We start from the raw sequence: 24,583 nt of genomic DNA, 5'->3' as shown, positions 1-24,583 counted from the left end.
TCAGCCCCGAGCTTCGGAGATCGGTGCGGCAGCGAGGGCGAGCCCGGATTCAAAGCGGCGCTCTTGTTTCGTGAACGGGTCCACGAAACTAATGCTTGAGGCCAGCAGTTGAAGTGGACGCGAGTAATCGTCCGGGGCTTCGTCCAACAGCACCGGATAAAACGGATCGTGCAGGATGCCGCACCCCAGCGCTGCGAGATGGACCCGCAACTGGTGAGTTTTGCCCGTGAGAGGATCCAAATCCCACAACACCGCGGTGCCGTAGCGCGAGTCCTGGCTTTGCCCCACGGCGCGCACGCTGATGCGAGTGCGCGCGTTCGCGGCGCCCTCGGTGACGCGGGAGAGCAAGTAGCCCTTCTCCTTGGCCATACGGTTCTTGAACACGGAGGGGAAGGTGCCCATCGTCCATTCGAGCCGGTCTTCGGGGATGACGCTGACCGCTTGATAGGTCTTCTTGATGCGCCGCTTCTCAAAGAGCACTTGGTAGGCGCCGCGGGAGTCCGGGTTGGTGGAGAAGAGGACCACGCCCGCGGTAGCTCGGTCCAGCCGGTGCATGGGAATCAGATCCGGGTTGTTGAGGCGATTTCGCAGTCTGACCAGCGCAGATTCTTGAACGTACCGGCCGCCCGGAGTAGTGGGCAAGAAGTGTGGTTTATCCACGGCCACGAGGTGCTCGTCCTGAAAAATGATGGATTCTTCCACCGGCAAGCGCGGCTCGGTGGGCAAATCCCGGTAGTACCAGAGGAATTCGTGGAGCCCCAGCGGGGTATGCGGCGTGAACGCGGAGCCGTCCAGCGCCACCACTTCACCGTCTTCGAAGCGTTGCACGATTCCGTCGGGGTCCACGTGCCCAAAGCGGAACAGGACGTAGTCCATGACAGTCAGCCACGGTCCTTCGCCTGCACGCGGCAAGCGTAGCCGCGTGGCGTTGACCCCGTTGCGGACGGGGAGGGGTGATTTCAATGCCACGAGTTAGCGAGCCTGCCCTGCGTCGAGAGTGAGTTCCAACAGTACGGAGTTGCCGGGTTGGACGGGCGCTTCTTCTTGGGGGATTTCCCGGAAGCCGAGGGAACTGAGATAGTGCCGGGCGGGTTGGTTGGGTGCCGGGACGCTCGCAAAGACGGTGTCAGTACGACGACGCAGCCAACTCAAGCGTGCCCCTGCCATTTCTCGAGCAAGACCGTTGCGTCGGTGGTCATCATCAACGCGGACACCGGTCAAGTAGTAGCCGGCAGGGTCGGCGATCGAGGACGGAATGTAGTTAGCTTTTGCCCATCCCACCACTGATTCTTCGCGATCTACTGCGACTACCACCAAGGAATCCTCGTCCGCGATGACGCGTTCTAAAAAGCGCGGTGACGGTGGGGCGTAGCCGCCGCGACGGTGCAACGCCTGAATGCCGGGCACGTCTTGGAAGTTCGCAAGGCGCACCAAATAGGCAGACGGCTTGATCTCAAACGCCTTGGTCGCCGAGATGATCTCCACGTCGGCAGGCGCTTCTACAACCGGCGCTTCTACGGCCAGAGTCTCCTCTACGCGCGCAGAGTCCGCCATCTTGGCCGCAAGCTTTGACAAGCGGGACGAACCAATCTCAAGGGCGATCAGCGACGAGCGGTCTAGCGTCGTAATTCCAGAACGCACGCGCCCCTCATCGGTGACGATCCGGAAACGCAAGGCAGCGTCGTCGTCCTCTAACTGAAGAACCCCATCCACTAAACCCTCGCCTTTGCGGCGCTCGTAGTGGAAGCCCAGCACCGGATAGTGCTCAGCGATGCTCTGCAGTGAGAGGCGGCCATGATTCAGATCCAGCTCAAGAGGCTGGCCGTCCGCACCAAGGAGCGGCGCCGGAGGCCAACTTCCCACCACGTTTGCGGCGAGGTTCGTGAACTTTCCTACCGGCACCATTTTGCGGATGAACTTCCGCCGAATGAGGACGTGACCGTTCCTGCGGGCACCGCCGCGGACGGCAGCCACCAGAATCCACTTGGTACCTTCTTCAACGATTCCGCCGTCGATGCTTTCGATGCGGTGGTCCTTGAAATGGATGCTGAGGATGCGCGGTTCAGAACTGGTCACAGGCTTCCTTCCAGCCGATGTTTCACGAGGTTGTGCAAAATCAGCCTATGCCAGGGGAGGGTGGTTGAACGATGGTGATGTTGCCCGGTCCAGGCTTTGTTTCGCCCACCTGACCAGCGTCGAAAGTCGCTCCGATGTCCGCGATCACTGATTCTAGAACCGCGCCCTTCGTGACGTGGTTGTCTCCCAAGAGGATGCAACGGGAGACCTTCGCCCCGCTCTCAATGGTGACACCGGGGCCAATGACACTGTGCTCAACCTCTCCGGAGACGCGTGCCCCTGCGGCGACGAGCGAGTGTCCAATGGTGGCCGTTTGATCAATGAACGCCGGCGGCAGTCCGACGGTATTTGTCATGATGGGCCATTCAGGATCCCCGAGTTGGACGCCGGTGCCATCCAAAAGTTGCATGTGCGCGCCGAAGTAGGCGTCTACCGTGCCAAGATCCCTCCAATAGCCCTTGAGCGGAAACGCGAACGCGCGGCCGCCTTCGACGAGAGCCGGGAGCAGCCGCTCGCCGTAGTCGCCGAGTTGTTGGCCCAGAGAGTCCTCGGACTCGTCTTCCTCTCCGATGTCCTTGCTGGCGCTTGCCGTGACCTCTTGGGCCAGCTTCTCCAGCGTCTCCACCAGAACGGAGGTCTTATAGACGAACACCTCGGTGGCCACCGTCTGACCATTGGGCGACTCTGGCTTGTACTGGAAGTCGGTGACGCGGGAGTCCTTGTCCACGGTGACCACGCTGTACCGGGACGGCTTCTCATCAATGTGGGTGGTCACGATGGTGACATCAGCGTCAGTTTTCTCGTGCTGTTCTAGGACGGGCCGAAGGTCTAGCTGGTACACGTGGTCGCAACTCATGACCACGACGTGCTCCGCGCCAGACTCTTTGAGTTTAGGTATCTGCTGGTAGATCGCGTGGGCGTTACCTTCGGCGAATCCGTCCCGTTTGCTGCCCTCGAAGGGCGGAAGAATCCGCAGTCCTTCATAGGTGCCGTCGAGATCCCACGGGCGCCCGTTGGCCAGATGCTGGTTGAGTTCGAACGGCTTGTACTGCTCCACCACCCAGACGTTGCGGATGCCGGAATTCGCCAGATTAGAGAGCGCGAAGTCGATGAGCCGGTACGTTCCGGCGAAAGGCATCGCGGGCTTGGAACGCGCTTCCGTCAGCGGTGCTAACCGGCTTCCTTGGCCCCCGGCAAGCAGAAGTGCAAGGACTCTCGGATTGGATCGGACGGGCGAATATCTCACAAGCGTTCCCCTTTAAGCTCGTTGACAATGCTGACAATAGAATAAGTCTCGCTCTACAGTCTCCGTGTTTGCTGGGTCTCCACCCACCCGTCCGCGCAGTAGTTGCGGATCACCCAGACGCTCGTGGCTGACGGGGGCGCCGCACCTCAAACACGGTTTCCCGCGCCGCCCATACACCCAGTACGGTTCCCTGCCCATAGTTCCTGTGGTGATGCGTCTTCCCCGCTCGCGGTTCAGGTTCAGCAGCCGGTGCATGACGTCGATGAGCCGAGTGAGCTGCGCATCCGTGAGTTCACTAACCAGCGCATGAGGATTGATGCGCGCCATGAAAAGCGATTCGCACCTGTAAATATTGCCGATTCCGGCGAGTACCGATTGGTCCAGCACCACTAGCGCAATCGAGCGATCCGGCCAAAAACGCATCCGCCGCAGCACCTCTGCCGCACCCCAGCTGGAACCCAAAGGATCGGGGCCGAGGTGAGCTACGGCGTCGTACCGTTCAGAACTTGGCAGCAACCGCAAGAAGCCCAACTCGAAGCCCACCGCTTGCGCGCCCTCCACGGTCAGCACGCAACGCGCCTTGAAAGCGGGAGAGTGCCAGCGCTCGCCGGCGCGGTAGAGATCCCAGTGGCCTTCCATCATCAAGTGCGAATGGATGGTGAGGTCCTCGCAAACAATGAAGAGGTGCTTGCCGCGCGATTCCACGGCCGTGCATTCTTTGCCCGTGAGATCTGCCGTGGCGAATTGCGGAACCCGAAAATCCGAACCTGTCAGGATCTGGTGTTCGAGCGCAGGCCGCAACCGCGCAGCCGTGCGAAAGACGGTATCTCCCTCGGGCACGCTAACTCCTAAACCGCAGGCCGGCCGGGGATGAATAGAATCCGGCGGCCAGCAGGGCGTTCGCGATGGTGGAATCCAAGATGGGCAGGCCGTTGACCTTCTCCATGGCCATTTTGTCCACGCGCGCCGTCTTGAGCGCGCGCACTAGCTCGTGCGCCGCGGCCTGCAGGGAAGCCTCGTGATCGGTGAACGCGAGCAAGGTCTTGCCGCCGCGCTCCACATATAGGGTGAGCTCACCGTTGACCAGTACGACGACGCCGCCCGCCTTCCTGCCCGGGCGATGGCCCGTGGGGCTTGCGGTGCCGTCCGCGGAGGGGACAGTGGGCCAGGACAGTGCCGCGCCGTAAGGATTGGCGGGGTCCGTGGCCGCGAGCGCGACAGCTGTGAGGTCCTTCTGGATATCCGCGTCCTGGACGTGGGAGCGAAGCCGGTCCACGGTGGCGGGTGTGGAGAACTGGGCGGCACCGAGCTTTTCGATGAAGTAGCCGCGCCGCGCGATGCCGGACTCCTCCATGCGCGCCAAGACTTTGTACATCATCCCGAAACCGCCGGGCACTTCTTCGGCCATGACGGAGCCGCGCGTGAGCACGCCGTAGCGGTCCAGCAAGTACTCGGCCGCGGCGTGCAGGGAGATGGTGGGGTCCTGCTCCGGCTGGGGGACCAAGCTCCACCGCCCGGCCGCCGAGGGCGAATGTGCCGTGATGCCGCCGGAGTAATCCTGTTCGAGATTTGGCGGCATGGACGCGTCAGCGCGCAGTCCGCTGTTGGTTTGCCACCCGGCGCCGAGTCCGCGCACGCGCATGCCTCGTACCCGTCCGAGCCTCGCCGAACGTGCGCGCGGGTTGGCCTTTTGTTTGTGCGCCGTATGGCCGCCGCCGAGCAGTCCGCGCACTGGGGCGAGAGTGTCATTGGAAATACGTCCAGCCCACACGAGTTCCCAGAGAGCCACCAAGAGTTGTTGCTCGGTGGGCGGGGTGGCGGTGTTCAGGGGGCCGAGCTGGTGGTGGAGCTGCGTGAAGAATGCCGCGCCGGACAGAGAGAGGGCGTCCATGATGGCGGTGTGAAGTGGCGTTGGCTCGAACTCGGGGTCTCGTTGCAGTGTGAGCGGAGCGTGTTCGCGGACGTGGAAACTCACCCACCCGTCGTTTCCGGCGAGCGATCCGTTGCCTTGCCAGAGCACTTCGCCGCTGGCCAAAAGCTCGTCCAGTAGTGCGGGCTGGTAGTCGCGAACCCGGGCGGGCAGGATGAAGGACTCCCACGCGCTCGCCGGCGCGCGGACGCCGGAGAGCTGATCCAGAACGGTAGCAACGCCGTCGCTACCGCGTAGGTTCTCGCCGACGTATTGCCACGGCGGTAAGAATCGTCCAAAGGTGGCCGGGTCCACCGGTTCCACTTCGGCGCGGAGCGCCGCGAGAGAACGACGCCGAATGCGTCGCAGGACTTCGGAATCGCACCACTCGGTGCTGTTGGAAGGAAAGCTACTGGAAGTGCTGTTGGCATCTTCTGCAGAGAGCTCGGTGTCGCCGAGCACCGTTGCGGTGCCACTGGTCCCGTGGGGCCGGAATTCGCCTTCGGCGAGGCGACCCTCGGCCAAGAGTTTACGCAGAGTTTGATTGACCACTGCGACGCCCAATCCCAAGTGATGGGATGCTTCGGTGGCTGTGAAAGGGCCGTGGGTCCTCGCGTAGCGACCCACCATGTCACCGAGTGGATCGGCGACCGGCTCCACAAACGCTAGCGGGACACCGATGGGTAATGGGACGCCGAGTGCATCGCGCAAGCGGCTGGCATCTTCGATGGCCGCGAAGACGTCCCGTCCTCCAATGCGGACGGCCATTGCGCGGTTGGCGCGCACCAGCTCGGTGGCGAGTTCTTGCGCCTCGTAGACGAATTTCGAGGCAAGGAGAGAATCGTCTGGTGCTGGGCCTTCACCGTCGATTGCAGGTTCACCACTGGTTGCTTGCCAGTCGATGCGTTCGGCGATTTCCGTTGCGGAGAGCGGTCCCAAGAGACGGAGAAGATCCGCGATGCCTTCAATTCCCTTGAGCTTGCGGTCCGGGGTGAGGCGCTGGAGTTCGCGTTCGGTCTGGAGAATGACTCCGGCATCGAGAAGTTCGCGGAGTTCGGCCCTGCCCAGCAGGTCATTGAGGAGTCCCGGGTCCAGAGACAGTGCGGCGGCACGACGTTCGGCGAGCGGCGAATCGCCCTCGTACAAGAACTGCGCCACGTAACCGAACAAGAGCGACTGCGCGAATGGCGAAGGTTGCTGGGTCTGGCTTTCGATGACGCGGATCTTGCGATTCTCGATGTTTGCCACCACATGCCGCAGAGCAGGGAGATCGTAGACATCCTGCAAGCATTCGCGGACGGTCTCGAGGATGATCGGGAAGCTCGGGTACTTCTTGGCAACATCCAAGAGCTGCGCCGAACGCTGTCGTTGTTGCCAGAGCGGCTGACGCTTCGCGGGGTTCTGGCGCGGTAGCAGCAACGCGCGAGCCGCGCATTCACGGAACCGTGAAGCGAACAAGGCGGACCCGCCCACTTCGGCGGTGACGATTTGCTCGAGCTCATCCGAGTCGAAGAAGAATAATTCCGCTCCGGGAGGTTCGTCGTCCATCATGGGAACGCGTAGCACAATGCCGTCATCGGCGGCCATCGCCGAACCGTCAAGACCGTAGCGCTGATGCAGACGCGCGCCCACCGCAAGTGCCCACGGCGCATGAACGGACATGCCAAACGGGGAATGCAGGACTAAACGCCAGTCACCGAGCTCGTCCTGGAAACGTTCGACAATCAAGGTCTTATCGCTGGGAATCGCCGTGGTGGCTTCCACCTGATCCGCAAGGTAGCGCGTCAAATTTCCGGTGGCCCACTCATCCAAGCCCACCTCTGCGAGCCGAGCTGCGGCGTCGTCCTCTGATAACTGCACCAACTCGCGCTGGAACTGGCCCAAGGCCACGCCCAGTTCGTACGGGCGCCCCAACGAATCGCCCTTCCAGAACGGGAGCTTGCCGGGCTGTCCGAAGGCCGGGCTGACCAGGACGCGGTCAAAGGTGATGTCCTCGATCTTCCAGCTCGTTGCGCCGAGCGCGAAGACATCTCCCACCCGCGATTCGTAGACCATCTCTTCATCGAGTTCACCCACGCGGCGTCCGCCGGTGCCCGCGTCCTCGCTGCCGGCGAGGAAGACGCCGAAGAGGCCGCGGTCCGGGATGGTGCCGCCGCTCGTGACGGCGAGGCGTTGCGCGCCGGGGCGGCCTTCGAAGGTGCCGCCGTCGCGATCCCACACGATGCGCGGGCGCAGCTCAGCGAATTCGTCGCTGGGGTATTTGCCGGAGAGCAGATCCAAGGTGGCGTCGAAAGCGCTACGCGGAAGGTTGGCGAAGGGGGCGGAGCCGCGGACGATGTCGAACCACTCTTCAACATCAACCGTGCCCAGTGCGCTCGCAGCAACTGTCTGTTGCGCCAGAATGTCCAACGGGTTGGCGGGAATTTTCAGGGCCTCAATCTTGCCGCCGAGCATGCGCTCCACGGTCACGGTGGTGTTGACGAGGTCCCCGCGGTGCTTGGGAAAGAACACGCCCTTGGACACTTCGCCCACTTGGTGGCCCGCGCGGCCCACGCGTTGCAGGCCCGAAGCCACAGAGGTGGGCGCTTCCACTTGAATCACGAGGTCCACGAGGCCCATGTCGATACCGAGTTCCAGGCTGCTAGTGGCTACAACACAACGGAGACGGCCGGATTTCAGATCATCTTCAATCTGGGCGCGCTGTTCCTTGGAGACCGATCCGTGGTGAGCGCGAGCGAGCTGTTCGATCCCGTTTTCAGGGTCCTGGCTCGCGATAGCGGCGGTGGCTCCGGCTTGCGCCATCATTTCGGCTGGAGCTCTGGTGGGGGCGTTGCGGGTAGCGGTTGCTGAGGTGTTGCTAGCTCCGCCGATCATCTCCGCCGCGGTGGATCCAACCCCGCCCGGCGCAAACGGATTCCATACGTCATCCCCGCTCAGGCGGGACTCGTGGATCTCGTTGAGCCTGCCCGTGAGGCGCTCCGCGAGGCGTCGCGAGTTCGCGAAGACAATGGTGGATCGGTTGGCTTCGATGAGGTCAACGATCTGCTCTTCAACGTGCGGCCAAATGCTGGCTTGCGGTTGCAGTCCAGACGCCGGACCTAGGTCATGCGCGGCTGCGGCCGCTGGCAGATCAGTCATGTCCTCAACAGGAACCGTGACTTTCAGGTCCCACGTTTTGCGGCTAGGCGGCGCCACGATGGTCACTGGCCGGCTGCCACCCAAGAAGCGGGCCACTTCGGTGCGGGGTTCCACGGTGGCGGACAGGCCGATGCGCTGGGCTGGCGCCTTCAACAGCGCGTCGAGTCGCTCGAGGGTCACCGCGAGGTGAGCTCCACGCTTTGTTCCTGCCACGGCGTGCACTTCGTCAATGATGACGGTGTGGACGTTCGCGAGGGTTTCGCGGGCGCGGCTGGTCAGCATCAAGTACAAAGACTCGGGCGTGGTGATCAGGATGTTTGGCGGATTGGTCTGGAGCCGCCGGCGCTCGTTCGTGGGAGTGTCTCCCGAACGCACCCCCACGGTGATATCCGGGACGGCAATGTTGAGGCGGCGGGCGGTCTGCGTGATGCCGATGAGCGGGGCGCGCAGGTTGCGCTCCACGTCCACGCCCAGCGCTTTGAGGGGGGAGATGTAGAGGACTTTGGTGGAGGACTTTTGCTTGGCTTTCGCCTCCGTGAGGGCGCTCGGTTCCGTCAGCTCGAGCGGGAGCTGTGGCGCAGGATTCTCCGCTGCGTCCTTGATGAACGAATCCAGTGTCCACAAGAACGCCGCGAGCGTTTTGCCGGAGCCGGTTGGCGCGATGACCAGCGCGTTCTCGCGGCGAGAAATGGCATCCCACGCGCCCAGCTGCGCAGGGGTGGGGTCCGCGAAGGCACCCTCAAACCACTCTTTTGTGGCGCGTGAGAATTTCCCCATGACCTCCGGGATTGGGGGAGTGGTGTTATCTCGCGTGCTCATGTGATTAGCCTACGACGCCCCGCGGACACATAGAACACATGTTCCAGTGAGCCGCCGGCTTGAGGTGCAGAATCACTCGTGGCGGTGTGCGGAAGTGCGGATTATTCGTGGTGATAAGGGCGACCGCCGGCAATTTCCTGCGCGCGGTAGAGCTGCTCGGCGAGGATGAGGCGGACCAGCTGGTGCGGGAACACCAGCTTGGACAGGCTCCAGACGAAGTTCGCGCGCGAATGCACGCTCGCGTCCACGCCGTACGCTCCGCCAATGATTAAGGTGACAGGCTTGGCGGCGTCGAAGGCGCCGGTAAGAGTGCGTGCCAGCGTGGGGGAGTCAATGTTCTTGCCGCGCTCGTCTAGCAGGATCACAAAGTCCTGGGGGCTGACTTTCGCAAGGATTCGTTCGGATTCCTCGGTTCGTGCGGCGTCGGATTCTCGCGCGGAGTGCGGAAGCAGCTGCCAGGATAGATCGAACGGCTTCTTCATACGCTTTTCATAGCGCGCGATGCCCTCATCCACCCAGGACTCGTGCTTTTTTCCGATGGCCAGGACGCGAAGAGACATGCGTCCATTCTTTCACTGAGCCGGAGATGCCTATTGTTTGGCCGCAGATTGGTGCGGCGCGGCGCAAGCTTACGGTGTATCCGAGTTGATCCTGCTTACAGTGCTCTGATGCACCAAAATTCTTCAGCTCCCTCCACATCGCTGATCCGCCGCGCGAGTGAGCGGGTCGCGACGTGGCTGGGCCCCTACACCGCAATGTGGCTCACGATCATTGTGGGCGGAATTGTGGTGGTGGGACTCACCAAGGTTGCTGCGGAAATTTACGAGAGCATCGGGGAGCACGACGGCGCTGCCGCCTTCGATCAGCCCGTCTTGCAGTGGATGATCGCGCATCGGTCGGAGACGCTTGACCAGCTGGTCACGAATTTCACCAACATTGGTGGACAAGTGGGCATGCCGATTCTGGCCCTCGTGGTGTTTTCGGTGCTCACGTGGAAGACGCGCTCGTGGCGCCCGTTCATCCTGTTAGCCTCGGTGGCGGCCGGCTCCGTGGCCATGACGATCGTCGGCAAGCAAACCTTTGATCGCGCGCGTCCCGCCATTGAGCTCGCGGTTCCGCCGTATGAAACTTCGCCGTCGTTCCCGTCTGGGCACACCCTCAATGCGACCGCCATCATGACGATCATTGCGTATTTGGTGTGCCTTGAAGTCAAATGGAATGTCACCCGGGTGCTGGTGATTCTGGCGTGCGCCCTTTTTGTGGTGGCCATGGGTCTGAGCCGCGTTTTCTTGGGCCATCACTGGCTCACGGATGTGCTGGCCGCGTTCGCGCTGGGGTTCGCGTGGGCGGGCATCGTAATTCTTGCGCACCGAGTCTTCCATTCGATCCGCAAGGTGCGCATTCAGTCGGCGAAGACCACCACGGTTTTGCCGAGCGCGTGACCGCTTTCCAGTTCCGCAACAGCGGAGGCGGCTTTTTCAAAGACGACGACGCCGCTCACGTTGGGTGCCACCGCTCCTGAGCGGATCAGCTCGGCAACCTCCGCAAAAACGTTGGTAGTACGACGACGCGTGACACCGCTCCCGCCAAGTTCTTTGGCTAATTCGGCGGCCGCGACGCTTCGAATCTTGGCCTTGTCAGCGACGAGCGCGGCGCCCAGCCGCAGGGTCTCTCCGCCCACGCAGTCCAGCACTGCATCTACTTCTGTTTCTTCGTTGACGCCGACGTCTTGGAACTGTGCTGAGTCGAGGTGCTGGGCTCCGTAGCTTTCCACGAGTACCTTCTTGGCGTGGCTCGCGACCCCGATGACGCGAACGCCCAGGTGCTTCGCGAGCTGCAGGGCGTGCGACCCCACGCCGCCTCCCGCTCCGAGCACCAAGAGGGTTTGGCCTGGTTCTAACTGCAATTCTTGAAGGGCATCCCACGCGGTGCCGATGGCCACCGGAATGCAAGCAGCTTGTTCGAAGCTCACGCCATCGGGGATCTTTGCGGTCTGGGCAGCGTTGAGCAGGACCTTTTCGGCGAGCGCTCCGGTGCCGGTGGCCGTTGCACCAAACACTTTGTCGCCAGGCACGAGTCCAGAGGCTGGATCAGCGGCAATGACCACGCCGGCTGCTTCTCGGCACATGGCCATCGGAAAGTCCACGGGAATCGATCCGGTTCGCTGGCCGGAACGAACTTTGATGTCCGCGGGGTTGATGCCGACCGCTTTCGTCTTGATGAGAACGCTCTTCTCCCGGGACTCTACGTCCGGGACGTCAAGGAACTCTTGGACCTCTGGGCCACCGTATTGGGTGAATCCGTACATGCGCATGTCTCTACTGTGCCGCAGATGGATCCCGGGCGCAGTAGGGACAACAAAAAGTGGACTTAGGAAAAACTTCCTAAGTCCACTTCATCTTTGACGCAAGGTCAAAATTTTGGCGGTGACGGAGGGATTTGAACCCTCGGTACGGGGTTACCGTACACAACATTTCGAGTGTTGCACCTTCGGCCGCTCGGACACGTCACCAGTACCCAAACACTGTACCGGAGCGCGGAAATCAACCCAAATCGAGACCGCGCGTCGACCGTTAGATCACGTCGTCCGTGAGGTGATTTGGGGTGCCGAAGCGATGCGCAGTGATGGCGATGGCTTGCTCTTGGAGGAAGGGCAGCATCTCGACTCGTCCGGATCGCGTCACCGGATTCGCATAGATAGCCACCTCGGGATCGCCGTTTGTGGCTTCGTAGACGGTCGACTCACTCTCGCCGATCAGCCGAATCCGGATGCTTTCGCTCGAGTTCCGTTGTCCAACGAGCTCCTTCAAGTGCGCAGTCCACTGTCCTGAATCACGCACAATCACGGAGATTCCCAGTTCTTGCGCAAGGTTCTCCACAATTTTTGGCAAGGACGACGACGCAGCTACCGTCACGCGGTTACCTTGAGTCGAGATGACACCGGCTTGGGCGGCGGCCGCCATCACCCGCAAGAGATGCGCATGAGAGCCATCAGAACCGAACCGAATGAGGACTGGATGATCCCGATACCGAAGAATGTTTCGCTCGAACTGCAGATGAGACCGGTCCTTAGCTTGCGAGAACTCGCGGCCAAACCAGTGGGCGTCTGAGGCCAGCGCCTCACGCAACCAGGAATGTTCGGAGGCTGAGAGACCCAGGCGAGTTGCGGCGTCGTACACCTTGCTGCCGGCAGCGCTCAGTGAACCCGCAAGAGGGAGCGCAACGAACGCGTCCTCCCACCAACCAAGACCCACCAAATAATTCGGGCCACCTGCCTTTGAGCCGGGGCCAATCGCTGATTTCTTCCAACCTCCGAAGGGCTGGCGCTGCACGATTGCCCCAGTGATCCCACGGTTGACGTAGAGGTTTCCCGCGTGAACGTTTTCCATCCAGTAGGCGATTTCGTCCCGATTCAACGAATGAAGTCCGGAGGTCAGGCCATAGTCAATCTCATTCACGATCTGTACCGCTTCTTCAAGCGAAGCCGCGGTCATCACGCCCAACACTGGGCCAAAGTACTCGGTCAGGTGATACTCGCTACCGCGTTGAACGCCCGCCCGCACACCCGGCGACCAGAGCTTGCGAGAATCATCGAGCGGATACGGTTTGATCACCCAGTTCTCACCGGGACCAAGCTGCGTCAGTCCGCGCCGAAGCTTGTCTCCCGGCTCTTCGATCAGCGGGCCCATCTGGGTCCGTGGGTCCGTTGGGTAGCCAACGGTCAAGGAATTCACGGCGTCCACGAGTTGGCGATGGAAGCGGCGCGACGTCGCGGCGGAGCTCACGAGCACCACCAAGGACGCGGCCGAGCACTTTTGTCCCGCATGCCCGAACGCGGAATTCACCACGTCTTTGACGGCCAGATCAAGGTCTGCGGACGGCGTGACAATTATGGCGTTCTTGCCCGAAGTTTCGGCCAGCAGCGGCAGGTCCTTGCGGAACGACCGGAACAGCTGGGCAGTCTCGAAGCTTCCTGTGAGGATCACTCGGTCCGTCAGCTTGTGGGTGATCAGGTGTTCGCCCAGTTCGTGCTCGGACACGTGAACCAGTTGAAGAATGTCCGTGGAAATGTCGCCTGCCTCGAGAGCGGCCCAGATCGCCTCGGCAAGGACGGCGCCGCACCGCTGAGCCGGTCCGGCAGGTTTGAGCACCACCGAGGAGCCGGCCGCCAGTGCGGCCAGCGTGGATCCGCCCGGGATAGCCACGGGGAAATTCCAGGGGGGAGTCACTACAGTGACGTGCGCCGGGATGAAGCGGGCTCCGTCCACCTCATCCAGCTCAGCGGCCAGCTGGGCGTAGTAGTTCGCGAAGTCGATGAGCTCGGACACTTCGGGATCACCTTGATCCAGCGTCTTTCCGGTTTCGGACGCCATGACCTCCAGCAACTCGGCTCGTCGAGCGGACAACTCCGCGCCCACACGTCGAAGAACCTCGCCGCGTTGAGCGCCCGAGAGCGAACGCCACTCGGTGTTAGCGCTCGCAGCCGTCTCCATGACGTGATCAAGCTGAGCCTGCGTGGTCAGGGTGTGCGCGGCGATGGTCGCAGCTCCAAGCGCCGAGTTCTTCGCGCGTTCGAGGATCCTTCGTCCCCACGCCAGATTTCCCGGCAGGTCCGGGTCCGTATCTGGAGTATTTCGGAAACTGATATCGCGGGGGTGAGCTGCGTCGTCGTCCGGGGAATCGGCTGTGAGCGCTTCAGCCGAACGATCCTGCGTGCGGTGCGGGCCGGGCACGCCGAGCGAAGTAGCCATCCCGAGCGATGCCAAGAAGCGGCTTTTCTCGCGTTCGAACAACTCCTCATTCGAATCCAATTCGAAGACCGCGGACATGAAGTTTTCGTGGCTCGCGCCTTCTTCCAAGCGACGGACCAGGTACGCGATGGCAACGTCAAACTCGGCCGGGTGAACCACCGGCGTGTACAACAGCAGTCGGCCGACATCCTTCTTGACCGCCTGTGCCTGTCCGGACGCCATGCCCAGGAGCATTTCAACGTCGATCCCGTCTGTCACGCCGCGGGCCTGTGCGAGGTGCCAGGCGAGCGCAATATCAAACAGGTTGTGCCCGGCCACACCGATGCGGATCGCAGAGGTGCGTTCGGGGTGCAACGCGTAGTCGAGGACCGCCTTGTAAGAAGCGTCGGTTTCAGCCTTCGTGCCCCACGTTGCGAGAGGCCAACCGTGCAGATCTGCGTCCACGCGCTCCATCGGCAGGTTCGCGCCTTTGACCACGCGGACCTTGATGGGCGCGCCACCGGAGGCAACGCGCCGCGAGGCCCACTCCTGCAAGCGCTGCATCGCAGACAGGGCGTCTGGCAAGTAGGCCTGCAAGACGATTCCGGCGGAGAGCTGTGTGAGTTCGGGCTTGTCCAGCAATCTCATGAAGACCGCGAGCGTGAGCTCCAGATCCTTGTATTCCTCCATGTCCAAATTGATGAACTTCGGGGCAGGAGCCGCCAGAGCCGCCTGGACATAGAGCGGGAAAAGCTTGTTGGTGATGTGCTCCACGGCCTCGTCGAAGGCCCAGTGGTTGTGCGGGGCCACGGTCGCGGAGACCTTGATGGACACGTAGTCCACGTCCGGGCGGTGCAAGAGCTTCGCGGTTCCGGCGAGGCGGCGCTCGGCCTCTTGCTCGCCCAGGATCGCTTCTCCCAGGAGGTTGACGTTCAAGCGCACGTCGTCGCTGCGCAAGCGCGCGATGGCCCGTCCCAGTTTGTCCTCGGACGCGTCAATGATGAGGTGCCCCACCATTTCCCGCAGCGCTCGCTGTGCCACCGGCACCACCACCCGTGGGGCAACGCGAGACACAGAGGCGCCCAGTGAGAGGGCCGCTTTCAGGTATCCCGGCAAGAACTGCGGCGCCATCGCGGCGAGCGTTCTCAGTTTGGCGGCAGCCACGTGTGGATCTTCGGGGCGGATCACCCCGTCAACGAATCCCACCGTGAAGTCCAGTCCGGAGCTGTCCTGCAGAACGTTGGCGAGCTGCTGAGCTGCCGGATCCAAAGGATATTCGGCGGCTTCGCGGATCCAGCGGCGTACGGTTTCTATCGCCTGATCAGCAAACGCCTCAAGGGGCGCAGACACGCGAGGGAAGTCGGTCGAGCTCGGGGATACGGTAGCTCGATCCGTGGGACGTGGGGTGTGCTCTTGTGAAGCGAACGTTTCAGTCACCCCACCAGTATGGTCCCGATCACACTCGCTTGTTCGCAAAGAAGTTGCGCAGCACCTCAGCGCACTCGCTCTCGCGCACGCCTCCGATGACTTCTACCCAATGATTCAGCCGCGGCTCGCGCAGCACATCCAACACGGATCCGGCCGCACCAGCCTTCTCATCCCACGCACCAAACACCACGCGCGGGATCCGCGAGAGCACAATCGCACCCGCGCACATCGCACACGGTTCCAGCGTCACCACTAAAGTGGCGCTCTCAAGCCGCCATCCGTCGTCGTGCCCCGCAGATTGAAGCGCCGCAACGGCCGCGCGAATCGCAAGAACTTCCGCGTGCGCCGTGGGATCTCCCGTGAGTTCGCGCTCATTTCTGCCCACGCTGAGCACCTCACCGGACGCGTCCAGAATCACGGCGCCGATGGGCACATCCTCGTGTTCTTGCGCGAGAGCGGCCTGCTGCAGGGCCACGCCCATCCACTCTTCGAAAGCGGCACGGCGCGGAACGGGGAATTCGGTCACGAAATCACTGTAGTCGCGGTGGTAATTTGTACCCATGCGCGTACAGGTTGTTGACCATCCCCTTGTCTCCCACAAAGTCTCCGTTTTGCGAGACAAGAACACGCCCTCACCGGTGTTCCGTCAGCTCACGGAAGAGCTCGTAACGCTACTGGCGTACGAGGCTACGCGCGAAGTGCGCACGGTAGAAGCTGAGCTCGAAACCCCCGTTTCCAAGACGGTCGGTACGTACTTTGCTAAGCCCACCCCGCTCGTTGTCCCGATCCTGCGCGCGGGCCTCGGCATGCTCGAAGGCATGACCCGACTGGTTCCCACCGCTGAAGTGGGCTTCTTGGGCATGGCTCGCAACGAAGAAACCTTGGACATCATCACGTACGCCGAGCGTTTGCCGGGCGATCTGACCGGCCGTCAGGTATTCGTCTTGGACCCGATGCTCGCCACCGGCGGCACGCTCTCGCAGGCCATCAAGTTCCTCTTCGAACGCGGCGCCGACTCCGTGACCTGCATCTGCTTGATTGCAGCACCCGAAGGAATCGCCCGCCTCGAGAGCGAACACGGCGACGATGACCGCGTGCACTTGGTCCTCGCCGCTCGCGATGAGCGCCTCAACGAGAAGTCGTACATCGTTCCTGGTCTCGGCGACGCCGGCGACCGCTTGTACGGTCTAGCTCACTAATTACTGCTGTCCGCTGCGGACGACGGCGCCCGGTCAGGTTTGGGCGGCGTCGCTAGCGGCAAGCGGACCAAAAATTCCGTACGGCCCGGGCGGCTGGAGGCCACGATGGTTCCGCCGTGCGCTTCAACAATGGCCTTCACGATAGGCAAGCCCAGTCCTGTGGTGCCATCCGTGCCCGAACGCGCCTTATCCGCGCGTGCGAATCGCGTGAAGATCCGCGGCAGAAAATCTGGTGAGATACCCGGCCCATTGTCCTGAACGGTGAGCTCGGCGAAGCGTCGATCCGAAGACTGCCGCAGGCTTGTGGTCACTTCCGACCCCTCCGGTGTGTGCTTACGCGCATTGGAGAGCAGGTTGGAGAGCACTTGCGTGAGTTGCTGGCGGTCACCGCGTACGACGACGCTGGATTGCGGAAGTTCCACCCGCCAGCGGTGAGCTGTGGCCGCGATTTGGGCGTCCTGAACGCTTTCGGCCACCAGAATGTTCACGTCCACGGCCTCATCTTGCGGCTTGTGCCCTTGATCGAGGCGGGCCAGCAAGAGGAGATTCTCCACGAGAGCGCTCATGCGGTCCGATTGGCTCAACACGCGCTCCAGCGACTTTTCACCGTCCGGGCTGAGGTGTTCGGTAGCGCGAATGAACTCCGAGTACCCGCGCACAGCCGCAAGGGGAGTCCGCAGCTCGTGGGACGCATCTGCCGCGAAGTTGCGCATCTGCTCTTCCGAGCGCTGGCGCACGGTGAGCGCTTGATCCACGTTATCCAGCAGGTTGTTCAGCGCCCAACCCACGTTGCCCACCTCTGTGCCAGGCTGCGCATCGCGCGCGTCAACGCGTTCGGCAATGGCCGCGTGCTGCTTTTCTGAGGACAATTTGGTCACGGAGTCGGCCACGCTCGTTGCCACGGTGGAGACGCGTTCGAGTGGGCGCAGGGAGCGTCGAATAATGAGCGAACCAATGAAGCCGGCGACAACCAGACCGGAGCCGGAAACCACCAGCATGGTGGTATCCAGTGTCCGGAGCGTCTTTTCGGCCGCAGCGGTCGGCAGACCCACAATGAGATAGCCGCCGTGCGGATCCTCGGTGGCGAGGACGCGGTATTCACCCACGGACAAGTGAGATTCCGTCGGCTCGTTGGTCGCTGATAGGGAAAGCAATGACTCGACATCGTCGGTGGTCAACGAGGAACGCTCGCCGCTTCGCACGTCTAAGACGCCCGAAGACTTCACCAAACCGGTGCTGCTCACCCGGACAGTGAGCGTTCCGGAAGCCTGGCCAGGAGCGTACAGTGGATCGTCGTCATCCGTTTGGGAACGGTCCGGACCCTCCCGAAAATTCACGGCGCGACTCGACGTGTCCTGCAGTTCGGCATCTAATTGAGCCAGCGTCGTCGTACGCAAAATAGTGTGCGTGAAAAACCCGATCACCAGGCACACCAACGCGAGCATCACCAAAAGTGCGGCCACCAAACGGGACCGAAGCGCGGTTCTTTTCACCCTAGTAACCGACTACGCGGCAGGCTTGAGGACATAACCGGCGCCACGCACCGTGTGAATCATGGCCTCGTGCCCGGCATCGATCTTCTTGCGCAGGTAGGAGATGTAGAGCTCCACGATGTTCGCTTGGCCGCCGAAATCGTAGTTCCAGACAGCGTTCAAGATCTGCGTCTTCGAGAGCACACGGCGAGGGTTCTCCATGAGGTAGCGAAGGAGATCGAACTCGGTGGCGGTGAGGACAACCTCTTCGCCAGCGCGGTGCACTTCGCGCGAATCGGTGTTCATGATCAGATCGCCCACCACCATTTCGGCGGAGTCCGCGGTGGCGGCACCGCTACGGGAAACCAAGCGGTGGAGGCGAATGAGGACTTCTTCAAGGCTGAACGGTTTGGTGACGTAGTCATCGCCGCCCTTGGCGAGACCTTCAATGCGGTCATCCACGGTGTCCTTGGCGGTCAGGAACATCGCCGGCACGTCCGGGAGGAACAGCCGCACCTTTTCAAGAACTTCGGGGCCGTCGTAGCCGGGGAGCATCCAGTCCAAGATGAGGACATCCGGCATCTCGGCGCGAGCGGCCTGGACTGCGGAGGGGCCGTCGTGAGCGGTCTTGACGTCCCAATGAAGCATGCGCAGGCCCATGGTCACGAGCTCCGCGAGCGTTGGCTCATCGTCAACCACCAGCGCTTTGATGGGGGAGCCGTCGGGGTGCTGGAGCCGAGGCAAATCTGCGGGTGAGAATCGTGATGTGGTCATGTATTCACCCTTTCAAGGTGGCTTCTGAAACGTCTTTGCCGAACCTGTGTTCTTTCTGTGAACCCTACTCCGATGAATGCGAAACGTGGTGCCGTGTGCATGGGTGTCTGCGTCAATCGTCAATTGGGCGAATCCCGGTACTGTCAACTGAAATTTCCATCAAATACGGGGTACTGCATGGTTATGCAATGTCTCGTGGAAGCGTTTTCATAATTTATTCCGCGAGATCTTCAGGATTTTTCCCGGAATCGCGCGGATCGTTGAACAATCTTCGATGACAATTGAATACCAGGCGTAATGTGTGTTTCGCATCACAATTCATGCATTTCGTCTCAAAGTATGGACAAATGACGGCATTGTTACTTGCGCGTTCTCTTTATTACGTGAAAACTCATCATTGTGAACTTCGGTGTAGCGCAGGCTACAAGGATTTTTGCCCCGGAGTCGGGGTGAAAGCCTCCGAAGGGGTTCTTCAATGAACGTTCTCTCGAGAACCACGCCCACGCACGAACTGTGATGAGAAATCACGCACTGAGCAAGAGGTAGAGAAAATGTCCGTTTCATCCGGCTACGTCCACATTTCCGTTCGCAATGCCCAGAACCGCGCACTCGCGGCTCAGCGACATGCATCGCAGGCGGCTGGCTATTCTGAGCCCGGGTATAGAAACGTACGAAGCTTCGCGCGAACTACCGATGAGCAGATGCCCACGCCCGTTGTGGCAGGCAACGGGCAGCCGGGTCCACAGGCCGTCGGAGAAACCGCAGCACGCGGATTCGTCTTGTATGTAGGCCTGAACGAGTCCGGCGCTGCCGAGAACGGCACCACGCTCGCGGAGATCGCCACTCAGGTTCGCTCCTACCTGATGTCTGTTGCTCCCAACGCGCAGACCCACGCGGCTGTTGCCTTGGCTCCGTCCAACGCGCAGGGCGCCCACTTGGACGTTGTCCGCCAGGCTCTCGGTGATCCTACGATCAACCGCCGCCCGCGCATCGTCGAGAACCTCATTCGCAACCAGAACAACTTCAAGCACTCCACGGGCGTGCTGATTGACTTGTCCCGCCGCGAAGTCCACCTTGACGGCGACACCTTGAACCTCACGTTCAAGGAATTCGAGCTGTTGAACTACTTGGTGGAGAACGGCCAGCGCACGGTGGGCCGCGAAGAGCTGCTTGAGAACTTGTGGAAGAACGCCGAAGAAGTGCCAAACGAGCGCACCATCGACGTTCACATCCGACGCTTGCGCTCCAAGCTGGGTCGCCTCGCCAACACGGTCCGCACGGTCCGCGGCCAGGGCTACCGCTTCTACGAGCACCCAGAGGTTGTTGTCTGGGCTGCTCCTGAATACGCCATCTAATTCCCGCCACCCACGGAAAAGTTGTACCGAAGGATCACTAGGCTGGTCTCATGAGTTCTTCTCCTGAGCGCCGCCTGGTGATCCTTCGTCATGCCAAGTCCGATTACCCTTTGGGTGTCAGTGACCACGACCGTCCCCTCGCTGGGCGCGGCAATCGCGAAGCTCCCGCTGCGGGCCGCTGGCTGGTGGAGAACGGTTTTGTGCCTGATTACCTGCTAGTCTCCTCAGCGCTGCGTACGCGATCGACGTGCGCGTGGGCGACCAGCGAACTTGGCGACGAAGCCCCCACCCCGTACATCGACGACCGGCTGTACGAGGCCGGCGCTACTGAGATGCTCTCCATCATCAACGAGACCCCGGATACGGTGCGCACGCTCATGGTGATTGGGCACATGCCCACCGTTCAAGATCTGTCCATGCGCTTGGCGTCCGTGGAATCCGACGAAGAATCCGTCATGGAGATGGCAACCCGGTACCCGACCTTGGGGCTGACGGCTTTCGAGATCAACAAGCCGTGGGCTGAGTTGGATGGGCGGGACGCGAAGCTCGTATCTTTCGTGGTGCCCCGCTAAATTTTTTGATTACGACGACGCCAGCGCGGTTCGCGAGATGAGCTGCGGTGGGGCGTTAGTTGCGCTGAGTATCCACCTGCACTGCGTGAACGAGTGCGCGAATTCCTTGAGTGAGGGCGCGCAGATCCTCGAGTGTCAGCAAGCGCAAGGGGCTGCTGTTGAGCTCTGGCCTGGTCGCCATAAGTTTTTGAACGGTCTCCCGTCCCAGTGCCGATGCGTTGACGCGGCGGACGCGCTGGTCGTAGGGATCGAGGCTTCGTTCCACCATCTTCTGGGTTTCGAGACGATCCACAATCCCAGACATGGTTGCTAGCGAGACGCCGACCGTTCTGGCGAGCGCTTGCATGGTGCTTCCGTTGGGTTCTGTCACCAAGATGGTGAGCACCTTGAGCTGCTGCATGGTCAGGCTCAAAGACAGCATGGGCTCGATGTGTTCCGGGACGAAGGATGACTCCAAGGCGGCTTGAAGTCCAAGCAGCTCGGCGAGGAGTGACTCGCGCTCGGATTCGTCAGGGTTTTTCACGGTTCCACAGTACCTTTCCATGACGTGGTCGGAGTTCATGGGCGGTTGATGAGTTCAGAATCTTACTTAGCCTAGTGCTAAGCTTTGCGTGGCGCTAACCAATTTCTGGGCTATCGCCAGCTCGAGTTTCTCTACTATTCGGTGGTGCTTCTGTGTTTCGACTCGCAAGCTTTAGCTTGAACAACAGGCTGTTGGTCGCCCTCATGACCCTCTTGATCGCCGGATTTGGCGTTCTCTCGATGACTCAACTCAAGCAAGAGTTGATCCCTTCAATTTCCATGCCGCAGACCACGGTGGTCACCATGATCCCGGGCGCCAGCCCGGAAGTGATGGACGAACAGGTCAGCGTGCCCGTATCTCGTGCCATTGCTGACCTGGAGGACGTCGAGCAGGTGGTGGCAACCTCATCCTCCAGCATGTCCATGGTCTCGATTTCCTACACCTATGGCGCTGACACGGATGAGTTCACGGCCTCCGTGGAGCAAGCGCTGAGCGCGATTTCAGACTCGCTCCCCTCGGACGCTGAACCGGAGCTGGTCTCCGGCAGCACGGCGGACATTCCAGCCATTTACCTGACCGCGTCCTCCTCTGACCAGGACATTACCGAACTTTCCCGCACACTCACCGAGTCCGTGGTTCCACGACTCGAAGGTATTTCCGGCGTCCGCTCGGCAGCTGTCTCCGGCACCGCCGTAGAGCGCGTGGTGATCACCCCCAACCAGAGCAAGCTCGCAGCGAATGGCCTGACCGCGCAGTCGTTGAGCCAAGCGCTCGAAGCTAACGGCATCACCATGCCACTGGGTAGCATCACTGAGGACGGAACGTCCCTGTCCGTCCAAGGTGGCACCCCGATTTCCTCTCTCGAGGCCATCAAGGAACTGCCACTGGCAAGCCAAACTGAACCAGGCGTCGTCGTACGCCTTGGAGACATCGCCTCCGTCACTATGGAAACGGAACCGCAGACCTCCATCACCCGCATGAACGGGGAAGAAGCCTTGTCTCTCTCCATCACCGCTCAGCAGGACGCGGACATCGTGGCCATTTCCTATGCAGCGAGCGATGTCATTGAGGAGCTTAAGAGCGAATTCCCGGACCTCACGCTCACCGTGGTCTTTGACCAAGCCCCCTTCATTGAGGACTCCATCAAGCACCTCGCTATTGAAGGCCTGCTGGGACTGCTTTTTGCGATCGTCGTCATCCTGGTGTTCTTGCTGTCCTTGCGCTCAACGCTCGTGACCGCCATCTCGATCCCGCTGTCCGTCCTGGTGACCTTCATTGGTCTGAACCTTGGCGGTCATTCGCTCAACATGCTCACGCTCGGCGCGCTCACCATCGCGATTGGTCGCGTAGTGGATGACTCGATCGTGGTCATTGAAAACATCAAGCGTCACTTGTCCTACGGCGAAGAAAAGGTGCACGCGATCCTCACCGCCGTGCGTGAAGTGGCCGGCGCTATTACCTCCTCCACGCTGACCACGGTTGCCGTGTTCTTGCCGATTGCTTTAGTGGGCGGCATGGTGGGGGAGCTGTTCGCACCCTTCGCGCTGACCGTGGCCATCGCGATGCTTTCGTCGTTGCTGGTGGCGCTGACTATTGTTCCCGTCCTGTCCTATTGGTTCCTGCGCTCGACTCAGAACGTTTCGGACGTTGAAGCAGTCCGGGCGGCCGCGGAGGAGAAGGAACACAAGAGCTGGATTCAGCGTGGCTACAAGCCCATCCTCAGCGGCACGCAGAAGCACCCAATCATCACCATTGTGTCTTCCGTGCTGTTGCTGGTGATCACCGTTTCCATGGTGCCGCTCTTGAAAGTGGACTTCATTGGCAGCACCGGTCAAAACATGATCATGGCCACTCAAACCTTCCCCGCAGGCTCTGATCTTGAGACCGTTTCCGATGGCGCCAAGGATGTTGAGGATGCTCTGCTTGAGGTGGAGGGCGTCCAAGATGTCATGCTCATGGCCGGTTCAAGCGGCGGCGGGCAAGGTGACTTCTCCGCGATGCTCGGCGGCGGAGGAGGAACGGCGACCTACATTGTGAACACGAACCCGGACGCGGATCAGACCGCGTTAAAGGAGACAGTTCAGGCGAAGCTTGCTGAGCTCGACGGCCCAGGAGACGTGAGCCTCACGGATTCGGCGGCGATGAGCGGCTTCGGCGGTTCAGTGGATGTTGTGGTCACCGGTACGAATGAAGCTGACCTCACTAAGGCCTCGGAAACTGTTTACGAGGCTCTCAAGGACACCGCAAACACCACGGATGTCGCTAGCGACCTCGCGCCGGCACAGCCCATCACGCAGATCACGGTAGACCGCGAAGTAGCGCTCGAGAACGGTTTCACCGAGGTTCAGTTGCTCGGCATGGTGGGTGCGGTTCTTTCGCCGCAAAGCATCGGCAACGTCACCATCAATAGCGAGGAATACCGCATCTTCGTCGATGGCGCTGAGGCACCGTCCACCGTGGCAGAGCTCAAGAAGTTGCCGATTCCTACGGCTTCCGGAACCGTGCCGCTTTCTGATCTGGCAACCGTTGAGAAGGTCACTGTCGCTACATCCGTCACTCGCGAGGACGGCGATCTGGTCTCCACAATCTCTCTGACCCCGTCTGAGGGAGAGCTTGGCGCAGTGACTACCGCGGTCGAAGAGAAATTGAATGGTCTCGACCTTCCAGAAGGTACGAGCGCCTCCGTGGGTGGTCTCGCGCAGACCCAGCAGGAGTCCTTCTCTCAGCTGGGTATCGCAATGCTCGTGGCGATCGCGATCGTGTTCCTCTTGTTGGTGGGAACTTTCCGATCCCTCATGCAGCCGTTGATCCTGTTGGTTTCGATTCCATTCGCTGCTACGGGTGCTATCGCGTTGCTCTTGATCACCGGAAAGCCCTTGGGCATCTCGGCGCTGATCGGCATGTTGATGTTGATTGGCATTGTGGTCACGAATGCCATTGTGTTGATTGACCTCGTCAATCAGTATCGAAAGCAGGGTCAGAGCGTGCGGGACGCCGTTTATAACGGTGCGCGCCAGCGCGTTCGACCCATCCTCATGACCGCCCTAGCGACCATCTTCGCGCTCATTCCGATGGCCCTGGGCGTCACGGGATCCAGTGGCTTCATCAGTCAGGATCTTGCGATCGTGGTGATCGGCGGCCTGATTTCCTCAACGCTGCTCACGCTGATTCTGGTGCCGGTGCTGTACTTGATGTTCGAAGGCGGCAAGGAACGGCGCAACGCCAAGCACGTGCAAAGTACTGAGTACTCAGTTCAGGTGGCGTAGCCTCGCTGCCGCTGGATACAACGCGGGCGCCCTCAAGATCACTGTGGTGGTTTTTGAGGGCGCCCGTCTGCGTGAG

17 protein-coding genes and 1 tRNA gene are annotated in these 24,583 nt (G+C 61.2%); 5 read left to right on the top strand and 13 right to left on the bottom strand.

Annotated elements, in window-relative coordinates; all coding sequences use genetic code 11:
* The 6 genes from HD598_RS05755 to rlmH form a co-directional block, all read right to left on the bottom strand.
* Positions 1-963 (bottom strand): pseudouridine synthase, encoded by a 963-nt coding sequence (locus HD598_RS05755; RefSeq protein ID WP_183666643.1) that lies wholly within the window; start codon positions 961-963, stop codon positions 1-3.
* Positions 964-972: 9 nt separating this feature from the next.
* On the bottom strand, positions 973-2,076 hold the full coding sequence (locus HD598_RS13740; RefSeq protein WP_183664445.1) for a GNAT family N-acetyltransferase: 1,104 nt from the start codon (positions 2,074-2,076) through the stop codon (positions 973-975).
* A 40-nt stretch (positions 2,077-2,116) separates the two neighbouring features.
* Positions 2,117-3,322 (bottom strand): glucose-1-phosphate adenylyltransferase family protein, encoded by a 1,206-nt coding sequence (locus tag HD598_RS05745; protein ID WP_183664443.1) that lies wholly within the window; start codon positions 3,320-3,322, stop codon positions 2,117-2,119.
* A gap of 12 nt (positions 3,323-3,334) precedes the next feature.
* A complete protein-coding gene (locus HD598_RS05740) occupies positions 3,335-4,162 on the bottom strand; it encodes an Fpg/Nei family DNA glycosylase (protein ID WP_183664441.1) in 828 nt (275 codons plus the stop codon).
* Between the two features lies 1 nt (position 4,163).
* Positions 4,164-9,188, bottom strand: a complete 5,025-nt coding sequence (locus HD598_RS05735; RefSeq protein WP_183664439.1) for an ATP-dependent helicase — start codon at positions 9,186-9,188, stop codon at positions 4,164-4,166.
* Positions 9,189-9,289: 101 nt separating this feature from the next.
* The gene (gene rlmH, locus HD598_RS05730) at positions 9,290-9,748 is read right to left on the bottom strand and encodes a 23S rRNA (pseudouridine(1915)-N(3))-methyltransferase RlmH (RefSeq protein WP_071894184.1); all 459 of its coding nucleotides are present in this window, start codon (positions 9,746-9,748) and stop codon (positions 9,290-9,292) included.
* A 108-nt stretch (positions 9,749-9,856) separates the two neighbouring features.
* On the opposite strand from rlmH, the gene HD598_RS05725 reads away from it, so the two are divergent.
* The gene (locus HD598_RS05725) at positions 9,857-10,630 is read left to right on the top strand and encodes a phosphatase PAP2 family protein (protein ID WP_183664437.1); all 774 of its coding nucleotides are present in this window, start codon (positions 9,857-9,859) and stop codon (positions 10,628-10,630) included.
* Here the strand turns inward: HD598_RS05725 and HD598_RS05720 are convergent.
* From HD598_RS05720 to HD598_RS05705, 4 genes are all read right to left on the bottom strand, one after another.
* Positions 10,591-11,496 carry an NADP-dependent oxidoreductase gene (locus HD598_RS05720; RefSeq protein WP_260170499.1) on the bottom strand — a complete coding sequence of 302 codons (906 nt, stop codon included), beginning with the start codon at positions 11,494-11,496 and terminating at the stop codon, positions 10,591-10,593. The two genes, HD598_RS05725 and HD598_RS05720, sit on opposite strands and share 40 nt — an antisense overlap.
* A gap of 113 nt (positions 11,497-11,609) precedes the next feature.
* Positions 11,610-11,700 (bottom strand) — tRNA-Ser (locus tag HD598_RS05715).
* A 61-nt stretch (positions 11,701-11,761) separates the two neighbouring features.
* On the bottom strand, positions 11,762-15,355 hold the full coding sequence (locus HD598_RS05710) for a proline dehydrogenase family protein (protein ID WP_409366174.1): 3,594 nt from the start codon (positions 15,353-15,355) through the stop codon (positions 11,762-11,764).
* 19 nt (positions 15,356-15,374) lie between these two features.
* Positions 15,375-15,827, bottom strand: a complete 453-nt coding sequence (locus HD598_RS05705; protein WP_260170668.1) for a nucleoside deaminase — start codon at positions 15,825-15,827, stop codon at positions 15,375-15,377.
* A 79-nt stretch (positions 15,828-15,906) separates the two neighbouring features.
* Between HD598_RS05705 and upp the strand changes: the two genes are divergently transcribed.
* Entirely contained in the window at positions 15,907-16,545 is a 639-nt protein-coding gene (gene upp, locus HD598_RS05700) for a uracil phosphoribosyltransferase (RefSeq protein ID WP_071894178.1), read from the top strand.
* Here upp and HD598_RS13735 read toward each other — a convergent pair.
* Together HD598_RS13735 and HD598_RS05690 are read right to left on the bottom strand one after the other, a co-directional pair.
* Positions 16,542-18,038 carry a sensor histidine kinase gene (locus HD598_RS13735; protein ID WP_183664431.1) on the bottom strand — a complete coding sequence of 499 codons (1,497 nt, stop codon included), beginning with the start codon at positions 18,036-18,038 and terminating at the stop codon, positions 16,542-16,544. The genes upp and HD598_RS13735 overlap by 4 nt on opposite strands.
* Before the next feature lie 12 nt (positions 18,039-18,050).
* Positions 18,051-18,791, bottom strand: a complete 741-nt coding sequence (locus HD598_RS05690; protein WP_183664429.1) for a response regulator transcription factor — start codon at positions 18,789-18,791, stop codon at positions 18,051-18,053.
* A 551-nt stretch (positions 18,792-19,342) separates the two neighbouring features.
* Here HD598_RS05690 and HD598_RS05685 point away from each other — a divergent pair.
* Positions 19,343-20,146 carry a winged helix-turn-helix domain-containing protein gene (locus tag HD598_RS05685; protein WP_183664427.1) on the top strand — a complete coding sequence of 268 codons (804 nt, stop codon included), beginning with the start codon at positions 19,343-19,345 and terminating at the stop codon, positions 20,144-20,146.
* A 50-nt stretch (positions 20,147-20,196) separates the two neighbouring features.
* Entirely contained in the window at positions 20,197-20,718 is a 522-nt protein-coding gene (locus HD598_RS05680; protein WP_183664425.1) for a SixA phosphatase family protein, read from the top strand.
* Positions 20,719-20,773: 55 nt separating this feature from the next.
* On the opposite strand, the gene HD598_RS05675 is transcribed toward HD598_RS05680, so the two are convergent.
* Complete coding sequence (locus tag HD598_RS05675) at positions 20,774-21,241, bottom strand: MarR family winged helix-turn-helix transcriptional regulator (RefSeq protein WP_183664423.1); 468 nt, start codon at positions 21,239-21,241, stop codon at positions 20,774-20,776.
* A 152-nt stretch (positions 21,242-21,393) separates the two neighbouring features.
* Here HD598_RS05675 and HD598_RS05670 point away from each other — a divergent pair, with 152 nt between their 5' ends.
* Positions 21,394-24,507 carry an efflux RND transporter permease subunit gene (locus tag HD598_RS05670; RefSeq protein WP_311538969.1) on the top strand — a complete coding sequence of 1,038 codons (3,114 nt, stop codon included), beginning with the start codon at positions 21,394-21,396 and terminating at the stop codon, positions 24,505-24,507.
* Positions 24,508-24,583 lie beyond the last annotated feature (76 nt).

Origin of the sequence: Neomicrococcus aestuarii, assembly GCF_014201135.1 — a bacterium.
GTDB lineage: Bacteria > Actinomycetota > Actinomycetes > Actinomycetales > Micrococcaceae > Neomicrococcus > Neomicrococcus aestuarii.
The sequence above is the reverse complement of the archived record's forward strand: the minus strand, read 5'-3'. Positions and strand labels throughout refer to the sequence as shown.